A 17,772-nucleotide genomic window follows, 5' to 3' on the forward strand; every position below is an offset into this window, starting at 1 on the left:
ATTATGAGCACCCCGTTTCTTGGACTACGCACCGTGATATATCGCGTGGCGGATATGAATAAAGCGAAAGAATGGTACAGTAAAGCATTTAACACGGCGCCTTACTTTGACGAGCCATTTTACATTGGGTTTAACATTGCGGGTTATGAGCTTGGGTTGCAGCCAGCGCCTGCGGACGTGGAAACGCTGTCACAGGGCGGTGTGGAAACGTATTGGGGGGTAGAAGACATCAACACTGCGTATAATGAGTTGATCAATCACGGCGCCACTCCGTATGACCCGCCGCGTAATGTGGGAGGCGATATCGAAGTGGCGTTGGTGAAAGATCCGTGGGGGAATATTCTCGGCATCATTTACAATCCTGGCTTCCAGGTGAAATGATCACCAGCCGGTGGTAATGTTTGCTCTTAAGTCGCTTAATATGGAATAGAGTCCGAAGTAGGTGCGGTTTACGTACAGCGAATGGCGGCTTCCGCGCGCTACTTTGGAGTCCCGTATTTCCTTGAGGTTGTACAGGTAATCCATATATGCATAAATTTCAGAGAAGTAAGCTTCATCCCCAAAATCGAAACGATCGACAGTGAACGGCAGCGTGAGCAGCGATATCATTTTCTGGAATAAGCCGGAATAAAATTCGATCTCTTTTTCCGTATCGCTTGGGTGGATCATTTCCAGGTTCAGATAGACTTCCCGCCTGCGCTTTTCATCTTTCAGTACTTCCGCATTGGTAAGCAGGAAGTAATTCACATAAAAATCCTCCGGAATTTCTTTCACGCAACCGAAATCGAAAATACCCAGCGTGCCATCTTCACGTAAGAGAAAATTGCCCGGGTGCGGATCAGCATGGATCTTACGCAGCTTATGCATCTGGAACTGGTAAAAGTCCCACAGCGCCTGCCCGATCTTATTGCGTACTTCCTGTGATGGATTCGTTTCCAGGAATTCCTTCAGGTGTTTGCCCTCCAGCCAGTCCATGGTAATAATGCGATCGGACGATAACTCCGGGTAATACTTCGGAAACACGAGATTAGGAATATGTGCACATTGCTCCGACAGTTCCACCGAGCGGTTTAATTCCAGTTCATAATCCGTTTCTTCCAGCAGTTTGGTTTCGATTTCGTCGAAGTACTGGTTCATATCGACTTCGTTCATGCCCACTATTCGCATGGCGAACGGTTTCACGATACGCAGATCGGATTTTACGCTATTGGCTACGCCGGGATATTGGATTTTTACCGCCAGCGCTTTCCCATCTTTAGTCGCACGGTGCACTTGCCCGATAGAAGCCGCGTTACTGGCTTTCATTTCGAAACGATCGTATAATTGTGTGGGTGTTTTGCCGAGTGTTTTTACGAACGTATTCACCACCAGCGGGCCCGACAGGGGAGGGGCGCTGTACTGAGACATGGTGAACTTTTCGGTGTACGCTTTGGGTAGCATACCCTTGTCCATACTCAGCATCTGCGCCACTTTCAGCGCACTGCCTTTCAGGTTGCTCAGTGTTTCGTAAATATCTTCCGCATTGTCCTGGTGCAATTCCTCTTTTGTAGTGGAAGGGGTCCAGCAGTTTGCGGGTGTAGTGTTTTATATAATTGCCGCCTACTTTGAGGCCGGTGGTCACGAACTTCCCCGCCCTTTCCACCTTGCCGGTAGGGATATTGTTTTGCTCCTTCATGTTCACTGATCTCTATTTGCGGGTGAGAATAAATTTACCAAAGTCCAGCAGGCTGTCGAGCGTATTGCTGCGAATCAACTGGAAGCTGAGGTTCACCGCTTTTTCAATAGCCGCATCTGTCATCTCGAAACGCTCGCTGGTATCTTTGATCCAATAACGTAAAACGAACAGCGCCTGTAGCCAGAAGCCATGCACATACTGGTCAGAAATGTACTTGCGTTCTTTGATCTGTTCATTCTGATAGCCTTCCCGAATGAGGTCAGCCGCGTATTCATAAAACGCCCTGCGGAAGGTTTCCAGCTGCCGCAGTTCCGAACCCGGTACCAGGAAGCGCCCTTTTTGAAGCAGGATGTAGGAGCGATGCTCTTTCAGGTCCTGCACCCACATAAAGTAAAATGCCAGCAGTTTTTCCTGCGCAGTATACTGCTGATAGGTTTCGTCGGGCTGTAACTTGCCCAGTGTGGTTTGAAAAATTCCCAACCAGATGTCGTTCTCCAGTGCGTCGAACGAACTGTAATGATCATAAAACGCTCCTTCTGTAATGTTCAGGGGTTGACAGAAGGCGAATACAGAAACGGGTTGTTTGCCGTTTTGCAGCCAATGTTGCTCATACGCAGAGCGGATCTCACTTTTTTCCATGGCAAATGCGGTTTTAGAATGATGAGGTAAGGGAACGGGCTACAACAAATTTACGGCGGGAAAGCTGAATTAGCGCAGATCGGGGCAAGATTTAGGGGCAATTGCCGCAGATGCAGTATCAGCAAGGGATTCAGGCCTGTTAAAGTATTGTAAAAGTTGGGGAGATGCGATACTAACAGCGATAGCGTCCGCTCCGGCAGGATACTGAGGAATGGCAGGGCGCGGTTTACCGGGAACTGGCCTGGGTATGACTTTGCCAGTTCGGGCCGCGTATTTTGCAGTTGATACTCCTTGCCCTTTTTCGGACGGCTATTTCCGTGGAATTTAGCAGCATATTTATCTTCATATGGAAAATAGCCGCTATAACGTATTCAACCAGCTGCACAAAGGTGTAAGGGCCATGCTGTATCACCTGGCCACTTTAATTCAGCAAACGGATTTTGGGCGCGACGAACAGGCGATAGCGGTGCTGGCCGAACTGGAAGCCTTGTTGCTTCGGCTGCAACGATTGCACCAGCTGGAAGACCGTTTTGTGATACCCGCCGTGCAGGTGTATCATGCCAGCCTGGCGGAAGATTTTAAACAGGAACACCTTACGGCGGATGCGCAGCGCGCCGATCTGAGTGAGCAGGTCGCGCAATGGCGTATTGCCAAAGACGAAGCAGGACGCGTTAAAGCAGGTATGCGCATCTTCTATGATTTTAATGAGATGATCGCCTTTACACTATATCACATGAACAAGGAGGAAAAAGTATTGAACAAAGTGTTATGGTCGCACTATCCTGACAACGCTATTATGCAACTGGAGAGTGCCATGTTAGGTGCTGTATCACCTTGTTACCTGTTGGAGGAAAGTCGCTGGATGTTACGTGCGATCAATGATGCAGAAGTAATCAGCTGGATGGCTGGTATCAAGAACAATGCACCTCATGAAATCTTCAGCGCATTTATGGGATTGGCAGAACAGGAGTTGCCGTATCATCGCTGGCGGATTGTGCAAACAGCCTTGTCAGATGGGATGTTGATCGCTTGAGCAATCCGCGTAATTAGAACAATCGTATATGCAGGAACGGTAGGAATTCTCTACCTGTGATTTCAAAATAAGTTATAACATCGTTCTCTATAATTTAGCATTTTATCAGCACAAAAAAGTTTTTTTTAGTTGTAGTGTTGTGATAATTTTAGTTCGTTAATGGTACTAACGGCATTGTAAACATTAACTGTTCCACCCTTTCGAATTTCTTCAGCATTTGTCCGTCCTTAGTATGTTCCAATGGTCGTTGCCAGTTGTTCCCAGGCACAGCCATCTTATCCCGCATGATGTTTTTTACACCCGGCTTGGGTGATTGATTGCGTTACCATGTCCTGTAAGAATTGTTTTACCGACTGTTTTTTGCCGTGTTTACATGCCGGTGATGCGCTCACCAAGCAAATTTGTCATCAGTAGGCTCACTCAAGGTTGAAGATGTTCAATAGAATTTGAACAGCTAAACGGTTAACAATAACAATTAGTGTGAAAAAAAGGAGGGACTTCTGCCCCTCCTTCTTTTTTATATGCGAACAACTTAGTGGAACAGTGGCATCGCAGGGAAGTAGAAACCTGTGTACGTTACCGTTTTTACCGTAGCGGCAGTTACCGGGTCAACGAACAGCAAATCGTTATACTGCGCGTTCTGACCAAAGCCTGTAATGGTAGTCGCTACCAGTTGCTTCAGATGCGTGCTGTAGCCGATAGCGCGGTAAAGCATTTTGCCGGTGTAAGTAACAAACGTAGCCGGAGCGGCGCCGCCTACGGTGTACTTAAAGATTTCATTACCGTCAGAACCCCATGCACGTTGTTTTACGATAAAGATCGCATTGTGATCAGGCGAGTAGGTGATAGAGCCCTTCTGCCAGGCGCCCCAGGAGGCGAAAGCAGTAAAGGGTAACGCTACGCTGGCAGTGTCTAAAGTAGTAGGGTTGATGCTGAGTAATTTCGTGCCACCTGCTGCCCAAACCTTGCCATCGTTCGACTTCACAAAACCGATGGTCATCCCGGCGATGGTTTTGACGATAGAGTAGTCTGCCGCGTTCAGGATTACAAGGCCCTGGGTAGAGCTGATCAGGTAGATGTAATTGCCGTTAACAAAGATGTCGCCGGTTTGACCGGTAACGCCTGCAACGGTAGTGCCGAGTGTATTCGTCGTAAGGTCAAAACGATACACGCCGCTATTGGCAGTCATCAAACCTCTCGATGCATCAACACCTGCAAAGGCGCGGCCATCTGATGGAAGGTCGGCGATGTTAGCCATCTCTTTCAGGCTGAATTCATCGGCTACAACCAGGTTGCTGGCGCCCTGGTACCCCTGTTTGGAGATCAGGTACATCTTGCCATTGTGAAGATGGCCGTACTGGGTCGTAGTGCCCAGCTCTTTACCGGCGTTCGCCAGCTTGTTTACCCAGGTTTGTACGGTATCGGCACCAAAAGGGTAGTAAGTTACGCTGCCCGCTTCATGTCCAAACCATCCTTCGTTAACGAGGAAAAAGCCGTCTTCATAAGCGCCTGCAACGGTGAAGTCGTATACGGCTGAGTCAATTTTGCCCTGGTTGTCGGCCTTAAATACAATGTGGTAAGCGCCACGGGCTTCGGGTGTAAAGGAGAATTTGTTTTCGGTAACGGTTTGTGCCTGTCCGTTTACGGTCCAGCTGTAAGTCAGTTTGCTCCAGTCGCCGTTAATTTGGGTGATGGGCTTAAATTCGATGGTTTCGCCCACGATCACACGTTCGGCAATTTCGCCCGCATCCACGGTTGGTGCAGGTACAGGTGCGTCTTCTTTCTGGCAGGAAGCCAATAAGGCAAAAGCCGCGAAGGCAAAGGCAAGGTGTAGTTTTTGTTTCATATAAGGTATTTGTTTTTCCTGTTTATGACAACGCAAACGGGTATCAGGCAAAGGCATAGCTCCTTTGGCATACCAGGCTCGTCCGGAATAGATCCGGGCAAACCGGGAAACGAAAATGAAAACATAGGCAGCCCGCTGTCGGACGCGTACATTCATTGCTTTTCTCCCGAAAACGTCGAATGATGAGGCAAGCTGGCAGGTCTTCTGGCTCTCCTGCTTTTCCAAACCGCCTTCCCATTCCTGCTGGAACAGTGGCTGTGGTGTGTTGGAAAAACGCACCCGTTAGGCAACGGGGCAGGATTACAGCTACGGGGATAGCTCCGGTTTTACACCGGATTCCCTTTTAATGTAACTCCCTGAAAGGGAGCAACAACCAAATGCGGCTGCAAACCTAAGGAAAAAACCGGCGACAGCATGTATATTTTTCCGTTTTGCGTAAGTCGTTTTCCCGATTTGATCGATGCTCCAGCTTTTTACGAGTGACCTTTGCCAGGTACGACTACTTACGGGTGCGGCCACGGTGAACCGCCACTTACCATTTGAACACAGTATACCGGTTCTCATTATGAGCGTTAAAAAAGTTATTGGAAAAATTCACCTCTGGCTCGGGCTTGTATCCGGACTGGTGGTGTTCGTAGTGGCCCTCAGTGGCTGTATACTGGCCTTTGAACAGGAGATTAAACACTCCGTTTTTCCGTACCTCACGTCTAAAACGCAGGAAAACGCCAAACTGCTTCCTCCCTCAAAGCTCATGGAAATTGCCGCACCGCATGTGCCCGGTAAACAACCCAACTTCATTACTTACCTGGGCCGCGATAAAAGCGCCTCGGTGATGTTTTATGGTTCGGAGCCGGTGGAGTACTACTACCAGGTATTCATCGATCCGTACACCGGCGAGGTAAAAAAGGTGTGGAACGAGGATGAGGATTTCTTTCATACCATGGTGCATCTTCACTATAACCTGCTGTTGCCGATAGAAATTGGCCAGCAGATCGTAGCCGGTGCCACCCTTGTATTTGTGATCATGCTCATCTCCGGGCTGGTGCTTTGGTGGCCCAAAAACAAAAGCGCCGCCAAACAGCGTTTCTCTATCAAATGGAAAGCCCAGTGGCGCCGCCTCAACTATGACCTGCACAATGTTCTGGGTTTTTATATGATGGCAATCGGGCTGGTGCTGGCTTTAACCGGCCTCGTATGGGGCTACGCGTGGTTCAGCAACGCTTTGTACTATGCTACTTCCGGCGGTAAACAGATAGAAGACCGGATATTCACTTCGGATAAATCACTGGCTTCCACAAAAATTGCGCAGCCACTGGATGTACTGTTCGAAGGATTGGTCGCCAAGTCTACAAAAGACGAAGGCATCTTCTTTTCGCCCCCGCTGAACGATTCGGCTACATTGTCGGCCGGCATCAATCACCGCCCTGGTACTTATTATAAGCAGGATGTGTATACCTATGATCAATACACACTAAAGCCCGTACCACGCGGCGGTGTATTTGATGGTGAGTACGCCTCGAGCAGTTTTGCAGATAAGTTGCGTCGTATGAACTACGACATTCATGTGGGAGCGATCCTGGGGTTGCCAGGTAAAATACTGATGTTCCTGGCCAGCCTTATCTGCGCGAGTATGCCCATTACCGGCATCTACATCTGGTGGGGTAGAAAATATAAAACGAAAAAGAAACCGGCTGCCCGTACCGTACCGCAGCTGGCAAAAGCATAAATAAAAGGGCTGACCCGAAGTAATGGTCAGCCCTTTTATTTGGGCACCTCATGATGCCCTATGATCGTTTAAGCGGTGCGCACAACTTTAAGTTGCGTTTCAGCGCCTATCGTTATACTATTCCTCCGATCTTCCTGCCTTCAGCACATTGCCCCATTTAACAAGCGCCTGCAACATCTGAGCGGTGGTGCGTTCAATCTGCTCCGTCGGTTGAAAGTTTAATTCCTCGTCGAAGTACTGCGTAAACATCGGGATGGTTACCGCCTCGTTCACCACCGTTACGCTAAGCGACGACAATACCAGTCGAACCGCCTGTTGCGCACGGGTGCCTGCGGAAATGCCGCCATAGCTGAAAATCGCTGCCGGTTTATGTTTCCATTCGAAGTGCAGGTAATCTACCGCATTCTTAAATGCAGCGGTGAAACCAAAGTTATATTCGGGAGTAATGAATACAAACGCATCGGCGTCTTCGATTTTGGCGCTCCAGTTGCGTGTATGCTGATGTTCGTACTTACGCATTGCCGGGTGATTCGCCTCGTTCATCATTGGCAGATTGATCTCTGCCAGGTCCAGCAACTCCACGTTAAACTGGGGCAATTGTTTCGCCACTTCGGTCAGCCAGTTGCCAAATATGATGCCCTTACGGCCAGGTCGTGTACTCGTTACAATAATTTTCAGATTGAGCATAAGTAGATTTTAAAAAGCCAAAATTAATAGAAGCCGGTGGTATTGTGCTCCCCGCTATCCTTTCGGATACCACCGGCGAAAATAATACCCGTTAACTATTTCTGGTACTGAAATGTTGATTTCATCAATATAAACCACGATCGGTGAAACAGTTATTGATTAAGTTTACGCCATGGAAAAACATACTGCCGCCTACTGGATAAACACGCTGCAACTGCAAAAACATGTAGAAGGCGGCGCATTCCGCGAAACCTACCGCGCCCCGCTCACGCTGCCACAACAGGTATTGCCAGGTACGTTTAAGGGCGACCGTAATGCTGCTACGGCTATTTATTTCCTGCTGGAAAAAGGGGATTTCTCCGCCTTTCACCGTATTGCGGCAGATGAAATGTGGCATTTTTATGCGGGAGATACGCTACACATCTATGAAATAAAGCCCGATGGAGCGCTTATTATACATGCGCTAGGACAAGATATTGCAGGCGGTGCCGCTTTCCAGGCGTTGATACCGGCAGGCAGCTGGTTTGCTTCCCGTGTTGAATCGGGTAGCTATGCACTGGTAGGATGTACCGTAGCGCCGGGATTCGATTTTGCAGACTTTGAGCTGGCGGAACGGGCGGCATTGTCGGACGAATATCCGCAGCATCAGCAGCTGGTCGTGGAATTAACGAGATGACAATAGCGTCTTAAACAGTTGAAGGTATTGTGAGGTGATGTAATCGATGTTATGTTGTGTAACCGCATAGTGATGCGCTTTTTCCGTAAGTTCGGCGCGCAGGGCGGGGGATTCCAGTAAGGCATGCATGCCTTCGGCCAGTTTACCGGCTTCCCGCACATTACACATAATACCGCGGCCTTCGCCCACGAGATCTATCAATCCGCCGGCGTTGGTAGATACGGTGGGCACTTTATACAGGAAGGCGTCCAGTACACTGCTGCCCAAACCTTCTTCTTCCGAACTCATCGCGAATATGTCAAGCACGGAAAACACATCTTCAACTTCGCTATAAAAACCCATGAGGCGGTAATAAGGTTCGAGTTGATATTCCGCGATCTTTTGTCGCACGGCCTCTTCCAGGTTGCCTTTGCCGAAATGCAGGAATACAAAGTCCTGCCGGGTGGCCGCCAGCTGACGAATAGCTTCCACCATCGTAAGCGGATCTTTATGTTGCACCAGCGCTGCTGTGGTACCAATGATCTTTTTGTCACGAGGCACCTGGTGTTCTTCCAATATTTTTACTGCGCGCTCTTTATTCAACGTTTTGCCCACGATGGCGCTGGATATGAGCGGCACGTCTTTACCCGAAAAGTTCTCCACGATCTTTTTAATAGCGGAGCTAATCGCCACTACTTTATCCGTCAGCTTATACTTCAGCAGCGTCATGCGGCCTTTGGGAACAAAATCCACCCGTCGGGTAAAAACGATCTTAGCACGATGAAAAGGTTTAGACAGGATACAGTACGTCAGAAAGTGAGAGGTTTGCGTATGCAGGATGTCGTATTTATGCCCGTTGAAGATGAGGTAAAAGAGGGCGCCAAACACACTCTTAAATCCATACACCCGCACACCTTCAGCAGCCGCCTTCTCCGCCATGGGAAAGTCTTTGCGGCAAAGCATGCGTACATCGAGTTCCGCTTTTTGAAAGCCCTGCAGCGTATACAGCGTTTGCCGTTCGCCGCCACGCCAGCCGCGTTCAAAATTCATTTCCAGTACTCGTAGTGGGCGGTTTGCCATGGATTATGTGTTTAAACGGCACAAAGAAAGGGTATTTTTCCAGCTCTTAACATAGCGGAATAAAAATATATCTCTTCCGGAAAAAATCTATCTTGTGCGCGTTATTTCCTACTATAACTGCCTGATTGTTACATACAAACTACGATGAAGATTCTTTTTGCGGGTAAATTCGACCGCGCCTATAACAGGACCCAAGTACTGCTGGATGGACTACACACCATTCCGGGTGTAGAAGTTTCATTCTATAATTACAAAGAAGAATCGTTCCGTATCGGTAAACTCAAAAAAGCGATTAAAGCGGCGGATGTGGTTTTTCTCCCGTCATTCACACATGCCAACGTTGCCCTCATTAAGCTGTTAACGCGTAAACCGGTAATTTTCGACCCGCTGATTTCCCGTTACCTTACTAAAGTATTTGACTATAAACAGGTGAGCCGTTACTCCATCCGTGCGTATAAAAACTACCTGAAAGACCGTATTTCCATGAAGATGGCCGACTTGGTGGTGTGTGATACCGAATCGCACCGGCAGTACTTTCACGAGGCTATCGGCATCCCGCTGGAAAAAATGAAAGTGTTGGAAGTGGGTGTTAACACCGACGAGTTTCGCCCCCAACCAGTGCAGAAAACAGGCGATCAGTTTGTAGCAGGTTTTTATGGCGGATTTATTCCGTTACAAGGCGCTACCAATATTGTAAAAGCGGCAGCATTGCTGAAGGAAGTGCAGTTTCACCTGATAGGGACCGGGTTTGAATTTGAGAAGATAAAAAAGCTCATTGCGGACGAGCAGTTGGATAACGTAAAATTGATGGGCTGGGTGAAGTACGATGAACTGTCGGCGGCCATCAACCAGTTTGATATTTGCATGGGTATTTTTGGCGATACCCATAAGGCGGACCTGGTGGTGCCGAATAAAGTTTATCACTACGCCGCTATTCGCAAAGCCATTATTTCGAAAGATACGCCTGCCATCCGCCACCTCTTTACCGATCACAAAAACATACTGCTCACCGGCACAAACGCGCAAGATATTGCAGCCGCTGTGCTGCGTTTAAAAAATGATACGGCATTTCGGGAAAAGATCGCCGAAAATGGTTACCAGGTAATTACTACGAATTACAACCACCGTATCATCGCGCAAAAGTTGGTAGATATGGCTGCGGAACTGCTCGCCAGCCCACGTTTCGCCGGGGCATAAAAATGGGGCTGACCAAAAAGTAAAATGAAGGCTTTGTGAATCGCTTACATGATGACACGTCTCCATCAGGTACCCGAATAAATTAGGGCTGACCAGTACTTTTTGGTCAGCCCCGCACTCTCACTATACGATAAAAGGATCTACGATTGCTAACACCGCCTCTTTGGTCAGCGGTTCGTCAAATGCTTCTGATGCTGCATTTGCAGAAATCGAGAAGCCGCCGATGTTCACAATGTTCACGGTTGCCTGGGTCGTTAATTCCTCCCCATTATAAACCGCCTGCACCGCAGCGCCGATGCCGGCAGTGCTGTTCATGGTGATCCACGGTTTAATTGTGCTGTCGGCCGCGGCAGCGCGTCGCATGCTGCGGATGTGTGCAGCGTGGCGGGCTTCCACAGAGTGAATATTGAGCGCAGCGGTCAGGATATCGTTATTGGATATCAGGTTGGCCGCCTGTCCCTTATACGCCCTCACGCCCGTGTCCTCAAACGCCTGCGCTACGGCCAGGAACAAACCATAGTCGGTAAATACGTTCTTGAACGGACCATTATTGCTGCCATTGCCGGCAGAGAAGTCGAAGGTAGGTGTTGCTACTGGCGTACTGCCCAAATCACCGATCACTTTTTTCAGCAGGGCCACGTGTGCATTCTCATGGTCGCGAATGGTAGTGATGGCTGCTTTAGCAGCTGCAGTCGGCAGCAGGGTAGCAGAAGCTACGGCTTGCGTATAGAACGCAGCTTCCAGGTATTCGAGTGTGAGTGCGTATTGCAGCACGCCTACAATCGTGGAAGTTGACTGACCGTACGCCTTTTTAAACATGCCGCTTAAGGCGATGGGCACGGCTGCCAGGGCCAGTTTGCCGCCGATGTTGGCGAACTGCTTCATCGCAGAACGGCGACTGTCCAGCTTCTCATAGACTTCCGGGTCTACCTTTTCTATATCTTCCAGTATCTTGATAATGTTCATACAATCATGTTTTTAGAGGATCAGGAGGTGGGCAGGTTATTAGCGTTCAGTTTCGATTTCAGGAAACCGGAAGCGATGCTCAGTACTTGTTTGGGCGTAAGTGCTTTATCGAGGCCGTTAGCGTCTATCACGGAGCTGTCTGCAAATGAGCCGTTGCTGATAAGGTCGCGGATGTAGGCAGCGTGGCGGGCTTCTACAGATACGATCTTACCGGCCAGCGCCAGGTAGTTCGGATCGGTGATCAGTTTGCCGGCACCATTATATGCCTGCACACCCAGGTCTTCAAAAGCTTTGGCGGTGGCCAGCACACTTTCTCTCTTGCTAAAATCGATCTTGCTGAAATTCACTTCAAGGGCTACGATGGCGCTGGTTTTCAGGGCTGCCTTAAAGAACTCGCGATGCGCAATTTCATGGTCTCGGATGTCGGCTAACAACTGGGTTTCGTCAGCGGTGATGCCTGCGTACGGGGTGTCGGTCACTTGTTTGTAAAACGCCGCTTCCAGCTGTTCCAGGGCGTAAGCATAGTTCAGGATGCCGATGTCGCCGGTGCCGAGATTAATACCGCCGCCGCCGTTATCGTCTTTGTCGCTGCAACCGGAAATAACACCTACTACAGCCGCTGTGCCGGCCATCTTAGTCAGGAATTGCCTGCGAGCCAGGCCTTTAGGGGACAAAGCATCCCCTTCCCCTTGGCCGGAGGCAAATGGAATTTCTTCATAAATCGTTTTTTTAAATGGTATTGATCGGAATGAGTTTCACTGAGTTTTAATAATAGCCAGTACTAAACCGCGTTTGTACGCAGTGTAAGTTTTCTTCACGTAATCTTAAAGGGCAATAAAATCCAATCCCGCCTTGTGGCAAAACATATCACACGTACTCCATCAGGAGTTTTCTATAAAACAATTTGGGTAGAGGAATGAATCGGAATGTTCAGATAATCAATAGTACTAAGGTTTCTCTCATCATCTACGTGATATAGTTGTATATCGGATTTAAATGCTGGAAAATTAGCTGGCACGGTTTTGTGCGGAGGGGAAAGCCTTGCCCAGTATGGGGTTAAATAAAAGCGGGAGTCGTGCTCCCGCTTACGTTATGTCTTTGCAATCGCATTCGGTGTATAAACTGCGCCCAAGGCTTAGTTGCCGGTGAATTACTTGTCTTCCGACAGTTTCTTAGGAGTTCGGACTTAGCAATCACCGTCGGGCGTACAAACAGCGCCTGCGGTTTCGTTGCCGGCAGATTTTTCTTCTTCCAGCACTTTATGAAAAGTTTGCGTAAATACTTCGAGCGGCTGTGCGCCGGAGATGGCATATTGACGGTTGAACACGAAGAACGGTACACCCCGTACACCGAGTGAGGCACCTTCCGCAATATCTTTACTTACTTCCTGCTGATACGTATCGCCAGCCAGCATATTCCTTGTTTCCGCTTCAGGAATGCCCGCCTTCGCGCCGATCTGCACCAGCGTTTCAGCATCGCCCACGTTTTTACCTTCGGTGAAGTAGGCGGAGAAGAGTTGTTCCTCCACTTCGTTCTGTACACCATGTTTAGCCGCCAGGTGCGACAACCGGTGTGCATCCAGCGTGTTGGCAGGAACTGCTTTGTCGAAGTCATATTGTAAACCCAGTTGTGCGGCCATGCCGGATACCTGGTTGCTTACATCTTTCGCATAGTCGGTTGTCCAGCCCTTTTTCTCGGCCAGCATTTCGTGGGTAGTGCGGCCCGGCACGTATTCCAGGTGCGGGTCCAGCTGAAAGCTTTTCCAAACTACTTCTACAGGCTCGGTAATGCCTGCATGCTCCAATGCCTGCTCGAACCGGCGTTTGCCGATGTAGCAAAAGGGGCACATAATATCAGACCATATTTCTACTTTCATATTATTCCATTTTAGGCAGATGGGCGACCGCGATCGGCGGGCGCCACTATCTACTGCAAAAATATTGTAAGTTTGCTATACTTTGGTAACCACTATACTTTAGGATACCGCAACCTAAAAGCGCTCGTTATGTCCAGGATAAAACAGGCGGAAGCTTATCCCGCCAACGCAACGGAAGTTTGCAAGAAAAGTCTCACCGCCATCCGCGACGCCATGTACGTCATGGGCGGAAAGTGGAAACTGCCGATCATCATCGCCCTGCTGGAAGGTGGGCCGCAGCGTTTCAAAGAGTTGCAACGGTCGGTGCAGGGCATCACCCCTAAAGTATTGTCTAAAGAATTAAAAGAGCTGGAACTAAACCAGTTCGTAACCCGCACGGTATACGATACGATGCCCGTAGCCGTAGAGTATAAAGCCACCGCTTACAGCCGCTCGCTCGACAAAGTGATATTCGAAATGAAGGAATGGGGAGAACAGCATCGCAGGCGCATCATGTCAAAAAACAAACTTAAAAAAGCCTGATTCCCGCTATGGATAACGAAAACAAGCCAAATGCCTACTTCATTACCCGATGGCAGTCCCAGATAAAAAAGGGGCTTTTCGAGTATATTATCATGCTGCTGCTGCAAACGAAGGAGCGGTATGGTTATGAGCTGATCAGCGAGATAAAAAAGCTGGCCGATATGGATATTGCAGAAGGCACGATTTACCCGCTGCTCAGCCGCCTGAAGAAAGAAAAGCTGGTCGACAGCCGCTGGGTAGAAATGGAAGAAGGCGTACCCCGCAAATACTACAAACTTACCGATCAGGGTAACGAATACCTCGAAGCCATGTATCAATACCTGGGAGAACTGATGCAGGCCATCAGCGACATCAAGAAAATCTAACCGTTATGAACAAATCCACTCAATATATACTTTCGCTCGACCTCAGCTCCAGTGCAGCAGGCGTTGTACTGTTCAATCACGAGGGAAAAGTGGTAAAGCAATTACAGAAAGAATACGACAAATATTATCCGCAACCCGGCTGGATAGAAGTTGATCCCAACGAGATCTGGTTCACGATGCTATCGGTGATCGAAGAGCTGTGGGAAGAAACCGGCGTGCAGCCCTCGGCCATTGCCGGTATCGGCATCGCCAACCAACGCGAAACCACCGTAATATGGGATAAGGCCAGCGGGTTGCCCGTGTACAATGCTATCGTATGGCAGGACAGGCGCACCTCCAAACTGTGCGACGACTTCCGCTACCAGGGCTTTACCGAAATGATCCGAGAAAAAACCGGGTTAATTCTCGATGCTTATTTCTCTGCCAGTAAGATCAGCTGGATACTGGATAACGTAGAAGGTGCGCGCATCCGCGCTGAGCAGGGACAACTCGCATTTGGTACCATCGACTCCTGGCTGATATGGAAACTCACCGGCGGTAAAAAACATGTGACCGATGTAACCAATGCCTCGCGCACCATGTTGTTCAACATTCATGAATTGAACTGGGACGCAGACCTGTTAAAGCTTTTCGGTATTCCATATCGTTTGTTACCCGAGATCTGCAGCAATAGCGAAATCATTGCCCATACCGCCCCGGCATTGTTCGATGCCGCTATTCCCATTGCAGGTGTGGCCGGCGACCAGCAGGCAGCTCTGTTCGGACAACTATGCCTGGAACCGGGAATGGTGAAAAATACTTACGGCAGCGGATGTTTCGCCCTCATGAACATTGGTAGCGAACCAATCATCTCCCGTCACAACCTGCTCACAACCGTCGCCTGGAAAATTAATGGCCAGGTCACCTACGCCCTGGAAGGCAGCGTGTTCGGCGGCAGCTCTGTGTTCCGCTGGATCCGTGATGGCCTCGGCCTTATCGAATCAACCGCCGAAATAGAAGCCCTTGCGCAAACCGAGCCCGATAACGGCGGCGTGCTGTTCGTACCCGCCCTCAGCGGACTTGGCGCTCCCTACTGGGATCCCTACGCCCGTGGTATGATCATCGGCATTACCCGCGGCACCTCCGCTGGTCACATTGCCCGCGCTTCGCTGGAAGGCGTGGCCCTCGGCATTTATGACGCATTACAGGCTATGGAAAAAGACAGCGGCCGCACCATCTCCGAACTCCGTGTAGACGGTACTTCCGCCGGTTACGACTTCTTCATGCAGATGCAAACCGACATCCTCGAATATCCCATCACCCGCCCGGAAGTAATGCCCGTAGGCGCCGTTGGCGTGGCTTACCTGGCAGCGCTGGCGACAGGCTTCTGGGAGCTGGATGATGTGAAGGGACAATATCGTGCAGGTAAAACGTTCCATCCCGATGCAGGGAATGACGCTGCGGCGGTGAAGCAGAAGTGGCAAAAGGCGATTGCGCGGGTGAAGAATTGGGATTTGTAGGGGATTATAGTGATGTAATCAACATAGTCAACTTTATGTTCAACGCCTGATTCGTTTTTACAAGTTCTTTTCAGGCACTGCAACCTGCGGTGCCTTTTTCACGATACTATTTCGCTACTAAGAGTATCAGCTTGCTGGAAAGAAGCATGCACTGCCTCTCCGCATTGCTTTTTCATTAATACTATTTTACCCCCACCTCCCCCAAAATTAACGCTCCTCCAATAAATATCTACATTTTCACACGCTGTATCGTATTCCGATGTACCTTGTATTGAAATGCGAGTATCTTTACAATGTACTAGCTAAAATCAAACAATGGTATGACCAGGGAAGCGGCTATCGGAGAATTGAACAGCAAGGTGAATGCAGGCGACGAGTGGGACTTAGTGATCATCGGCGGCGGAGCTACCGGCCTCGGTGCCGCTTTGGAAGCCGTTACACGCGGATACAAAACGTTACTCGTAGAACAGTCGGATTTTGCGAAATCAACTTCGAGCAAAAGCACGAAGCTGGTGCACGGCGGGGTGCGTTACCTCGCACAGGGTGACGTAGCACTGGTGCGCGAAGCCAGCATCGAGCGCGGATTACTTACCAAAAACGCACCGCACCTGGTACATAACACTTCTTTCGTCATACCGGCTTACTCGCTATGGGATAGCATTATGTATACAGTTGGCCTTAAGCTGTACGACTGGATGGCAGGACGCTTAAGTCTTGGCCGCTCGCGGCATATTTCGAAACGCGAAACGCTGCAACGCCTGCCCACACTGGCTACCAATAAACTATCTTCTGGCATTCTTTATCACGACGGGCAGTTCGACGATTCACGGCTGGCGATTAACCTGGTGCAAACCATCGCGGAGCATGGTGGATTGGTGCTGAACTATATGAAGGTGACTGGTCTGCAGAAAAATAGTAACGGCCGCATTGAAAAGGTAAAGTTGCAGGACGTGGAAACGAATACTACGTACGAAGTAAAAACCCGTGGAGTTATTAATGCCACGGGGGTTTTTGCGGATGATGTGTTACGCATGGACAATCCGGAAGCGCGGCATAGCATCGCTGCCAGTCAGGGTGTACATCTTGTGCTGGACCGCGAGTTCCTGCCGGGTAACGACGCGCTCATGATCCCGAAAACAAGTGACGGCCGTGTGTTGTTCGCAGTGCCCTGGCATAACAAAGTGGTGGTGGGCACGACGGATACGCCGGTAAAGGCGATCAGCCTGGATCCGGAAGCGCTGGAGCAGGAGATCAGTTTTATCCTGGCGACAGCGGGAGCTTACTTATCTAAACCGCCACAACGTGCCGATGTACGTAGTGTATGGGCCGGACTAAGGCCATTAGCTGCGCCGCAAGGCAATAATGAAAAGACAAAAGAGATTTCGAGAAGTCATAAAATTACGGTGTCGCCGGCTGGCCTGATTACGATCATCGGCGGTAAATGGACGACCTTCCGCAAAATGGCGGAAGATGTGATCGACAAACTGGAAGAATCGCATGGATGGCCCGTTACCAGGTCTGTTACAGACCGCCTGCCCCTGCATGGTGCCACAGAACGCGTGGATTTTGATAGCCCGATGTACTTCTATGGTGCCGACGCCCCGCAGGTGGAAGCACTGGCGAAACAGGAACCGGCCCTTGAAGAGGTGCTGAGCAGCGGGTTAGGCATCATAAAGGCGCAGGTAATATGGGCTGCAAGAAACGAAATGGCGCGCACCGTGGAAGATGTGCTGGCGCGCCGTATCCGTGCGCTGTTCCTCGACGCCCGCGAAGCTGTGCGCATCGCGCCGCAGGTGGCTGCTATGCTGGCCGCTGAACTGGGCTACGACCAACAATGGGAAGCGCAACAACTCAGGGAATTTAATGAACTCGCAAAGACTTATATGTTGAACTAAAGGACTGATAGAACAGGCATTCACGTCATGCTGAATTGAAGACCACGTTATCGGGAACAACCAAAAATCTGATATATCCTTTTACGCCGCGGCCGCAGGCATTCACCACGT

The 17,772-nt window shown here is 49.6% G+C and carries 17 protein-coding genes and 1 riboswitch; of the genes, 9 read left to right on the plus strand and 8 right to left on the minus strand.

From position 1 onward, the window contains the following. Window positions 1-3: 3 nt before the first annotated feature. Complete coding sequence (locus MKQ68_RS00815; protein WP_264281681.1) at window positions 4-381, plus strand: VOC family protein; 378 nt, start codon at window positions 4-6, stop codon at window positions 379-381. On the opposite strand, the gene MKQ68_RS00820 is transcribed toward MKQ68_RS00815, so the two are convergent. Both MKQ68_RS00820 and MKQ68_RS00825 read right to left on the minus strand, forming a co-directional pair. Then, window positions 382-1,536, minus strand: a complete 1,155-nt coding sequence (locus MKQ68_RS00820; RefSeq protein ID WP_264281682.1) for an ABC1 kinase family protein — start codon at window positions 1,534-1,536, stop codon at window positions 382-384. 151 nt (window positions 1,537-1,687) lie between these two features. Beyond that, window positions 1,688-2,314, minus strand: a complete 627-nt coding sequence (locus tag MKQ68_RS00825) for a TetR/AcrR family transcriptional regulator (RefSeq protein WP_264281683.1) — start codon at window positions 2,312-2,314, stop codon at window positions 1,688-1,690. 346 nt (window positions 2,315-2,660) lie between these two features. On the opposite strand from MKQ68_RS00825, the gene MKQ68_RS00830 reads away from it, so the two are divergent. Continuing rightward, window positions 2,661-3,347: a hemerythrin domain-containing protein gene (locus tag MKQ68_RS00830; RefSeq protein WP_264281684.1), complete on the plus strand. Its 687-nt coding sequence runs from the start codon at window positions 2,661-2,663 to the stop codon at window positions 3,345-3,347. 532 nt (window positions 3,348-3,879) lie between these two features. On the opposite strand, the gene MKQ68_RS00835 is transcribed toward MKQ68_RS00830, so the two are convergent. Next, window positions 3,880-5,193: a DUF5074 domain-containing protein gene (locus tag MKQ68_RS00835; RefSeq protein WP_264281685.1), complete on the minus strand. Its 1,314-nt coding sequence runs from the start codon at window positions 5,191-5,193 to the stop codon at window positions 3,880-3,882. Window positions 5,194-5,370: 177 nt separating this feature from the next. Continuing rightward, window positions 5,371-5,586: riboswitch (cobalamin riboswitch) on the minus strand. 172 nt (window positions 5,587-5,758) lie between these two features. On the opposite strand from MKQ68_RS00835, the gene MKQ68_RS00840 reads away from it, so the two are divergent. Next, window positions 5,759-6,919 (plus strand): PepSY-associated TM helix domain-containing protein, encoded by a 1,161-nt coding sequence (locus MKQ68_RS00840; RefSeq protein WP_264281686.1) that lies wholly within the window; start codon window positions 5,759-5,761, stop codon window positions 6,917-6,919. Window positions 6,920-7,036: 117 nt separating this feature from the next. On the opposite strand, the gene MKQ68_RS00845 is transcribed toward MKQ68_RS00840, so the two are convergent. Then, window positions 7,037-7,606, minus strand: coding sequence for an NADPH-dependent FMN reductase (locus MKQ68_RS00845; protein WP_244837335.1), 570 nt, complete (start codon window positions 7,604-7,606; stop codon window positions 7,037-7,039). Window positions 7,607-7,778: 172 nt separating this feature from the next. Here MKQ68_RS00845 and MKQ68_RS00850 point away from each other — a divergent pair, with 172 nt between their 5' ends. After that, a complete protein-coding gene (locus tag MKQ68_RS00850; protein WP_264281687.1) occupies window positions 7,779-8,282 on the plus strand; it encodes a cupin domain-containing protein in 504 nt (167 codons plus the stop codon). On the opposite strand, the gene MKQ68_RS00855 is transcribed toward MKQ68_RS00850, so the two are convergent. Beyond that, the gene (locus tag MKQ68_RS00855) at window positions 8,271-9,341 is read right to left on the minus strand and encodes a glycosyltransferase (RefSeq protein ID WP_264281688.1); all 1,071 of its coding nucleotides are present in this window, start codon (window positions 9,339-9,341) and stop codon (window positions 8,271-8,273) included. The two genes, MKQ68_RS00850 and MKQ68_RS00855, sit on opposite strands and share 12 nt — an antisense overlap. Before the next feature lie 144 nt (window positions 9,342-9,485). Between MKQ68_RS00855 and MKQ68_RS00860 the strand changes: the two genes are divergently transcribed. Then, a complete protein-coding gene (locus MKQ68_RS00860; RefSeq protein ID WP_264281689.1) occupies window positions 9,486-10,538 on the plus strand; it encodes a glycosyltransferase in 1,053 nt (350 codons plus the stop codon). 123 nt (window positions 10,539-10,661) lie between these two features. On the opposite strand, the gene MKQ68_RS00865 is transcribed toward MKQ68_RS00860, so the two are convergent. The 3 genes from MKQ68_RS00865 to MKQ68_RS00875 all read right to left on the minus strand — a co-directional run bounded on the left by MKQ68_RS00865 (window position 10,662) and on the right by MKQ68_RS00875 (window position 13,380). Beyond that, the gene (locus MKQ68_RS00865) at window positions 10,662-11,504 is read right to left on the minus strand and encodes a ferritin-like domain-containing protein (RefSeq protein WP_264281690.1); all 843 of its coding nucleotides are present in this window, start codon (window positions 11,502-11,504) and stop codon (window positions 10,662-10,664) included. A gap of 20 nt (window positions 11,505-11,524) precedes the next feature. Next, complete coding sequence (locus MKQ68_RS00870) at window positions 11,525-12,136, minus strand: ferritin-like domain-containing protein (protein WP_264281691.1); 612 nt, start codon at window positions 12,134-12,136, stop codon at window positions 11,525-11,527. A gap of 554 nt (window positions 12,137-12,690) precedes the next feature. Continuing rightward, on the minus strand, window positions 12,691-13,380 hold the full coding sequence (locus tag MKQ68_RS00875) for a DsbA family oxidoreductase (RefSeq protein WP_244837328.1): 690 nt from the start codon (window positions 13,378-13,380) through the stop codon (window positions 12,691-12,693). A 129-nt stretch (window positions 13,381-13,509) separates the two neighbouring features. On the opposite strand from MKQ68_RS00875, the gene MKQ68_RS00880 reads away from it, so the two are divergent. From MKQ68_RS00880 to MKQ68_RS00895, 4 genes are all read left to right on the plus strand, one after another. Further along, window positions 13,510-13,902: a winged helix-turn-helix transcriptional regulator gene (locus MKQ68_RS00880; RefSeq protein WP_264281692.1), complete on the plus strand. Its 393-nt coding sequence runs from the start codon at window positions 13,510-13,512 to the stop codon at window positions 13,900-13,902. An 8-nt stretch (window positions 13,903-13,910) separates the two neighbouring features. After that, window positions 13,911-14,267 carry a PadR family transcriptional regulator gene (locus MKQ68_RS00885; protein WP_264281693.1) on the plus strand — a complete coding sequence of 119 codons (357 nt, stop codon included), beginning with the start codon at window positions 13,911-13,913 and terminating at the stop codon, window positions 14,265-14,267. 5 nt (window positions 14,268-14,272) lie between these two features. Then, on the plus strand, window positions 14,273-15,766 hold the full coding sequence (gene glpK, locus MKQ68_RS00890) for a glycerol kinase GlpK (protein WP_264281694.1): 1,494 nt from the start codon (window positions 14,273-14,275) through the stop codon (window positions 15,764-15,766). Between the two features lie 320 nt (window positions 15,767-16,086). Beyond that, window positions 16,087-17,661, plus strand: a complete 1,575-nt coding sequence (locus MKQ68_RS00895; RefSeq protein ID WP_264281695.1) for a glycerol-3-phosphate dehydrogenase/oxidase — start codon at window positions 16,087-16,089, stop codon at window positions 17,659-17,661. Window positions 17,662-17,772 lie beyond the last annotated feature (111 nt).

Origin of the sequence: Chitinophaga horti (assembly GCF_022867795.2) — a bacterium.
Classification (GTDB): Bacteria; Bacteroidota; Bacteroidia; order Chitinophagales; family Chitinophagaceae; genus Chitinophaga; species Chitinophaga horti.

Bases quoted from the DNA above. Each gene is read 5' to 3' on its own strand.
- MKQ68_RS00815 (WP_264281681.1), top strand. From the start codon at position 4: ATGAGCACCCCGTTTCTTGGACTACGCACCGTGATATATCGCGTGGCG.
- MKQ68_RS00825 (WP_264281683.1), bottom strand. From the start codon at position 2,314: ATGGAAAAAAGTGAGATCCGCTCTGCGTATGAGCAACATTGGCTGCAA.
- MKQ68_RS00830 (WP_264281684.1), top strand. From the start codon at position 2,661: ATGGAAAATAGCCGCTATAACGTATTCAACCAGCTGCACAAAGGTGTA.
- MKQ68_RS00835 (WP_264281685.1), bottom strand. From the start codon at position 5,193: ATGAAACAAAAACTACACCTTGCCTTTGCCTTCGCGGCTTTTGCCTTA.
- MKQ68_RS00840 (WP_264281686.1), top strand. From the start codon at position 5,759: ATGAGCGTTAAAAAAGTTATTGGAAAAATTCACCTCTGGCTCGGGCTT.
- MKQ68_RS00845 (WP_244837335.1), bottom strand. From the start codon at position 7,606: ATGCTCAATCTGAAAATTATTGTAACGAGTACACGACCTGGCCGTAAG.
- MKQ68_RS00850 (WP_264281687.1), top strand. From the start codon at position 7,779: ATGGAAAAACATACTGCCGCCTACTGGATAAACACGCTGCAACTGCAA.
- MKQ68_RS00855 (WP_264281688.1), bottom strand. From the start codon at position 9,341: ATGGCAAACCGCCCACTACGAGTACTGGAAATGAATTTTGAACGCGGC.
- MKQ68_RS00860 (WP_264281689.1), top strand. From the start codon at position 9,486: ATGAAGATTCTTTTTGCGGGTAAATTCGACCGCGCCTATAACAGGACC.
- MKQ68_RS00865 (WP_264281690.1), bottom strand. From the start codon at position 11,504: ATGAACATTATCAAGATACTGGAAGATATAGAAAAGGTAGACCCGGAA.
- MKQ68_RS00870 (WP_264281691.1), bottom strand. From the start codon at position 12,136: ATGGCCGGCACAGCGGCTGTAGTAGGTGTTATTTCCGGTTGCAGCGAC.
- MKQ68_RS00875 (WP_244837328.1), bottom strand. From the start codon at position 13,380: ATGAAAGTAGAAATATGGTCTGATATTATGTGCCCCTTTTGCTACATC.
- MKQ68_RS00880 (WP_264281692.1), top strand. From the start codon at position 13,510: ATGTCCAGGATAAAACAGGCGGAAGCTTATCCCGCCAACGCAACGGAA.
- MKQ68_RS00885 (WP_264281693.1), top strand. From the start codon at position 13,911: ATGGATAACGAAAACAAGCCAAATGCCTACTTCATTACCCGATGGCAG.
- glpK (WP_264281694.1), top strand. From the start codon at position 14,273: ATGAACAAATCCACTCAATATATACTTTCGCTCGACCTCAGCTCCAGT.
- MKQ68_RS00895 (WP_264281695.1), top strand. From the start codon at position 16,087: ATGACCAGGGAAGCGGCTATCGGAGAATTGAACAGCAAGGTGAATGCA.